We start from the raw sequence: 5,298 nt of genomic DNA, 5'->3' as shown, positions 1-5,298 counted from the left end.
TCAGCGCAGCGTTCTGTAAGTGAGCCTGCGAACGTTCCGTATCCCGTAAGGCCGCAGGCCGTTCCGCTTTTCCGTCTTTGCTTTTACCTAGAACCTGCATTTCCTAGGACCTAGGACCTTCTTAGCTTTTTAAGTAATACTCTTTATACCATTCAACAAACTTCTGTACGCCTTCTTCGACGCTAGTTTGTGGCTTATAGCCTACAGTGTTGAATAAGTCTTCAGTATCGGCCCATGTTGAATGTACATCGCCAGGCTGCATATCCATCATGTTTTTAATGGCTTCAATACCTAACGATTTCTCAAGCGCAGAGATGTAATCCATTAGTTGAACCGGGCTACCATTACCGATATTAAACACCCGATAAGGTGCAGAGCTCGTTGCTGGAGTGCCCGAATCACTTGACCAATCTGGATTAGCAGCAGGAATACTGTCTTGGATACGGATGATGCCTTCAACGATGTCATCAATATAGGTAAAATCGCGGCTTAAGTTGCCATGGTTATAAACATCAATAGCCTCACCTTTCACTATCTTATTAGTGAACTTAAGTAGCGCCATATCAGGACGCCCCCAAGGACCATAAACAGTAAAAAATCTAAGCCCTGTCGTTGGTACACCATAAAGATGAGAGTACGTATGTGACATTAACTCATTGGCTTTCTTGGTCGCGGCATATAGCGAGATAGGGTGATCAACACTGTCGTCTGTTGAGAATGGCATTTTTGAGTTAAGGCCATAGACAGAGCTTGAAGAAGCATAAACCAAATGCTGAATTTTATGGTGACGACACCCTTCTAAAATGGTCAAGTGGCCAACCAAATTACTGTCGGCATAGGCCATAGGGTTATCGATTGAGTAACGCACACCCGCTTGCGCCGCGAGGTGAATCACTCGATCAAAACCTTGCTCAGCAAACAGCGCCGCAATGCCTTCTCTATCGGCTAAATCTAACCTCTTAAATGAAAAAAGAGCCTGAGACTCTAAATTTTTAAGGCGATCAAGTTTTAGGTTAACATCGTAGTAATCATTTATGTTATCGATACCAACCACTTCATGACCAGCAGCACATAAACGTTCACTGACTTTTGAACCGATAAAACCTGCTGCACCTGTTACTAAATACTTCATAAAATTCTCTTTTGTTAAAAGAAGACCCTAGATACTAGGACGTTCGCAAACTCTCTGAATAGCAAGGTTCTAGGACCTAGGACGCTTCGCTGCGAGGACGGACTACGTCCTACTAGGGAAATCAAAAACAAAACAGCGTTGCCTTTGACCTTGCAGCTCTTTCCCGCTTTTCCGTCTTAGCTTGTACCTAGAACCTAGGACCTTTCTTTTCCCTAGGACCTTCTCAGCTTTGCCTCAATCCGACCCAAACAAGTCTCGTGTATACACCTTGTCAGCAACATCGGCTAACTCATCAACCATTCGGTTCGATACTATGACATCTGATATCTGTTTAAATTCATTCAAATCTTGCATCACGCGAGAGTTAAAAAATTCGGGCTCAGTCAACACAGGCTCAAATACTACAACCTCAATGCCTTTAGCCTTAATGCGCTTCATAATGCCTTGAATAGAAGATGCCCGGAAATTATCTGAGCCTGACTTCATAATTAGACGGTAAACACCGACAACTTTAGGTTGTTTTTTAATAATTGAGTCTGCAATAAAGTCTTTACGCGTCGAGTTAGCATCAACAATTGCGCTAATCAGGCTATTTGGTACGTCAGCATAGTTTGCACGTAATTGCTTGGTATCTTTAGGTAAGCAATAACCACCATAACCAAATGACGGATTATTGTAGTGCGAGCCAATTCGAGGGTCTAAACCGACACCTTGAATAATTTGGCGGGCATCTAAACCATGAGATTCAGCGTAGCTATCTAGCTCATTAAAGTACGCGACGCGCATAGCAAGATAAGTATTAGAAAAAAGTTTAACCGCTTCAGCTTCAGTTGAATCAGTGAAAAGAATATCGATATTCTGTTTAATCGCCGCATTTGCAAGTAAGTTAGCAAATACTTCAGCACGCTCAGAGCGCTCACCGATAATAATACGTGATGGGTGCAAATTATCGAATAAGGCTCGGCCTTCACGTAAAAACTCTGGCGAGAAGATGATATTCTGAGTATTAAACTTATTCCTGACGGACTCTGTGTAACCTACTGGTACAGTTGATTTAATCACCATCACAGCATTAGGGTTAATAGCGAGTACATCTTGAATAACCGCTTCAACAGATGAGGTATTAAAGTAGTTAGATACGGTATCGTAATCGGTAGGCGTTGCAATAATCACGTACTCAGCATCTTGATACGCTAGCTTTTTATCTAACGTTGCCGTTAAATCGAGCTTGTGATTAGCTAAGTAATCTTCAATTTCTGTATCCGCTATAGGTGATAAACCTTGGTTAATCATCTCGACTTTTTCAGCAACAATATCAACCGCCATCACGGTGTTTTTTTGCGCCAACAACACTGCGTTTGACAGGCCTACATAGCCCGTCCCTGCTATAGCAATTTTCATCTTAAAACCTTAAAAATAAATATCCGCGTAAAATAACACTCAAGCAGCAAAAAGTCTTGTTTTAGGCCACATTTTTACCGTAATGAAGGAACGAGATCCTAGGACGCTTCGCTTCGAGGACGGCCTCCGGCCTGCTAGGAAATCAAAAGCAAAACAGCAACACCTTCAACTTTCGCTTAGCTTAACCGGCTCAGCTACTCTCGGCTCTTCCGTTTTAGATTTTACCGTCTTTGCTCTTACCTAGGATCTTGTACCTGTTCTTCCTAGGACCTAGATCCTTCTTAGCTTCACGTAGGTTGGGCTTTAGCCCATCAAAGTTTCATTTAAATAAAAAGAATTGACGGCATAAATGCCGACCACATTGATAAGAACGTTTTCACCGTGAGCGAAGCGTACTATAGGCCAAAGGTAATTCCTCTATACTCGTCTCAGCTTGTCCGATTTTTTACCGTCTTTGCTCGTACCTAGGATCTAGAACCTGCTTTTCCTAGGACCTTCTTAGCCTATTACCGTCAGCGCAGCGTTCTGTAGGCCAAAGGCCGTTCCATCTTTGCTTACCGTCTTTGCTCGTATTAGGATCTAGTACCTGCTTTTCCTAGGACCTTCTTAGCCTTTAACCGTCAGCGAAGCGTTCTGTAGGCCAAAGGCCGTTCCGTTTTACCGTCTCAGCTTGTACCGACTTTGCTCTTACCTAGGACCTGCTTTCCTAGTACCTAGGGCCTTCTTGCTTTAAGCTCGTATAGAATCTAGCAGGAGCGTAGCGACACTCTAGCCGTGGCGGAGCCACGTTCTAGTCTCTGCCCCCTAATAACAACGATAAGGAAGTCATTTATGCAAATCATCCATCATGGTGCTGTTAATGGAGTAACTGGTTCATGCCACCAGCTTAATATCAACTCCAACTCAAGTATTCTCATTGACTGCGGCTTATTTCAAGGCGCTGAAACAGCAGGTAAAACCGCTGCAGACCAGCTCGAAATTGAATTCGATATTAGTCATATCACCGCACTGATTATTACCCATTGCCATATTGATCATGTTGGTAGGCTGCCATATCTACTTGCCGCAGGTTTTGATGGCCCGATATATGCGACATCAGCAACTGCAGCCCTACTCCCCATGGTGATAGAAGATGCACTCAAGGTCGGCGTCACCAGAAATCAGCGATTAATTAGTTTATATTTAAAGCGCTCACAACAATTAATTAAGCCTATTGATTATGGCCAATGGTTTCCCTTAGAGGTCAATAATAGCGACTTCGGCTTTCAACAAGCTAAAGCAAGGTTTAACGTCGCAGGGCACATTCTTGGCTCAGCCTATGTTGAAATAGAACTCAGTAATAATCTGCTAGCTTACAGTGACAATCACAATGACAAAGACAAAGACAAGCACCTAATCGTATTTTCAGGTGACTTAGGAGCCAGTAACACACCGTTATTGCCAAGCCCGAAAAGCCCATTACGGGCAGACACCTTAGTGATAGAGTCAACCTATGGCGATAAAAACCACCTTAATCGCGAAAGACGAGCAGAAAGCTTACGCCATGTTATTGAAAAATCAGTTAACGATAACGGCGTAGTACTGATCCCCGCTTTTAGCATTGGGCGCACCCAAGAATTACTGTACGAACTAGAGCAAATCATTTTTGAGCAACAACACAACCCTATGTGGCAAAGCATAGATATCATTGTCGACTCGCCCATGGCGGCTAACTTTACAGAGCAATATATAAAATATAAAAAACTGTGGGACTGTGAGGCCAAAGCCGTATTAACCCAGCAGCGCCATCCACTGGATTTTGCTCAGCTTTACACCATAGATAGCCACCAAGATCACTTAGCGGTAATCAACTACCTTTCAAGCAGACAAAAACCTGCGGTGGTGATTGCAGCAAGCGGCATGTGTACGGGCGGGCGAATCGTCAACTATCTACAGCGATTTTTAGCCCAGCCCACTGCAGATATTCTATTTGTGGGATACCAGGCAAAAGGCACGATAGGACGGGATATTCAGACATACGGGCCAAACGGAGGCTACGTCTATATTGAAGGGGATAAAATTGATATCAAAGCAGGAGTACATACCATCAGTGGCTATTCAGCCCATGCAGATCAACAAGACCTGATAAACTTTGTCGAAGGCATACAGCATAAGCCTAAACACATACGCATCGTCCACGGCGATTCTGATGCCAAACAAGCGTTAGCTGATAAATACCGGCAACTCTTACCTAACGCAGAGATTGAAATAGGAACAAGCTAAGACTATAAAGCCTAAGCTATTCACCACAAAGGACACGGAGCGCTACGCGACACGAAGAAAACAACATCAAGACCAACGCTAATCTTTTGCTCTACGCACTTCTCCGTGTCCTCCGTGAAAGCGAAGCGCTTCGTGGTGAAAATGCTCTTCACTCTTGTAATCAAAACCCAAATCAATACACCACACAGAAATGCGCTTAGCTCTGTAATCAAAAAACCAAGCTATTCACCACAGAGGACACGGAGCGCTACGCGACACCAAGAAAAGCAACATCAAGACCAACTAAAAATAGCGCTAATCTTTTGCTCTACGCACTTCTCCGTGTCCTCCGTGAAAGCGCAGCGCTTCGTGGTGAGAATACTCTTCATGCTGTAATCAAAAGCCAAAGCTATTCACCACAAAGGACACGGAGCGCTACGCGACACGAAGAAAAGCAACATCAAGACCAACTAAAAATAGCGCTAATCTTTTGCTCTACGCACTTCTCCGTGTCCTCCGTGAAA

At 43.8% G+C, this 5,298-nt stretch carries 3 protein-coding genes; 1 reads left to right on the top strand and 2 read right to left on the bottom strand.

Annotated features, from left to right (window positions below):
• Positions 1 to 121: 121 nt before the first annotated feature.
• Both ACVBIL_RS20460 and ACVBIL_RS20455 read right to left on the bottom strand, forming a co-directional pair.
• The gene (locus tag ACVBIL_RS20460) at positions 122 to 1,132 is read right to left on the bottom strand and encodes an NAD-dependent epimerase (protein ID WP_447168775.1); all 1,011 of its coding nucleotides are present in this window, start codon (positions 1,130 to 1,132) and stop codon (positions 122 to 124) included.
• A gap of 234 nt (positions 1,133 to 1,366) precedes the next feature.
• Positions 1,367 to 2,533 (bottom strand): nucleotide sugar dehydrogenase, encoded by a 1,167-nt coding sequence (locus ACVBIL_RS20455; protein ID WP_447168774.1) that lies wholly within the window; start codon positions 2,531 to 2,533, stop codon positions 1,367 to 1,369.
• Between the two features lie 831 nt (positions 2,534 to 3,364).
• Between ACVBIL_RS20455 and ACVBIL_RS20450 the strand changes: the two genes are divergently transcribed.
• Complete coding sequence (locus tag ACVBIL_RS20450) at positions 3,365 to 4,795, top strand: MBL fold metallo-hydrolase RNA specificity domain-containing protein (protein WP_447168773.1); 1,431 nt, start codon at positions 3,365 to 3,367, stop codon at positions 4,793 to 4,795.
• Positions 4,796 to 5,298 lie beyond the last annotated feature (503 nt).

It is taken from the genome of Shewanella sp. 125m-7 (assembly GCF_052977045.1).
This window is presented reverse-complemented; position numbering and strand designations above follow the sequence as displayed.

Excerpts from the sequence above, each read along its gene's own strand:
- ACVBIL_RS20460 (WP_447168775.1), bottom strand. The coding sequence starts at position 1,132 with ATGAAGTATTTAGTAACAGGTGCAGCAGGTTTTATCGGTTCAAAAGTC.
- ACVBIL_RS20455 (WP_447168774.1), bottom strand. The coding sequence starts at position 2,533 with ATGAAAATTGCTATAGCAGGGACGGGCTATGTAGGCCTGTCAAACGCA.
- ACVBIL_RS20450 (WP_447168773.1), top strand. The coding sequence starts at position 3,365 with ATGCAAATCATCCATCATGGTGCTGTTAATGGAGTAACTGGTTCATGC.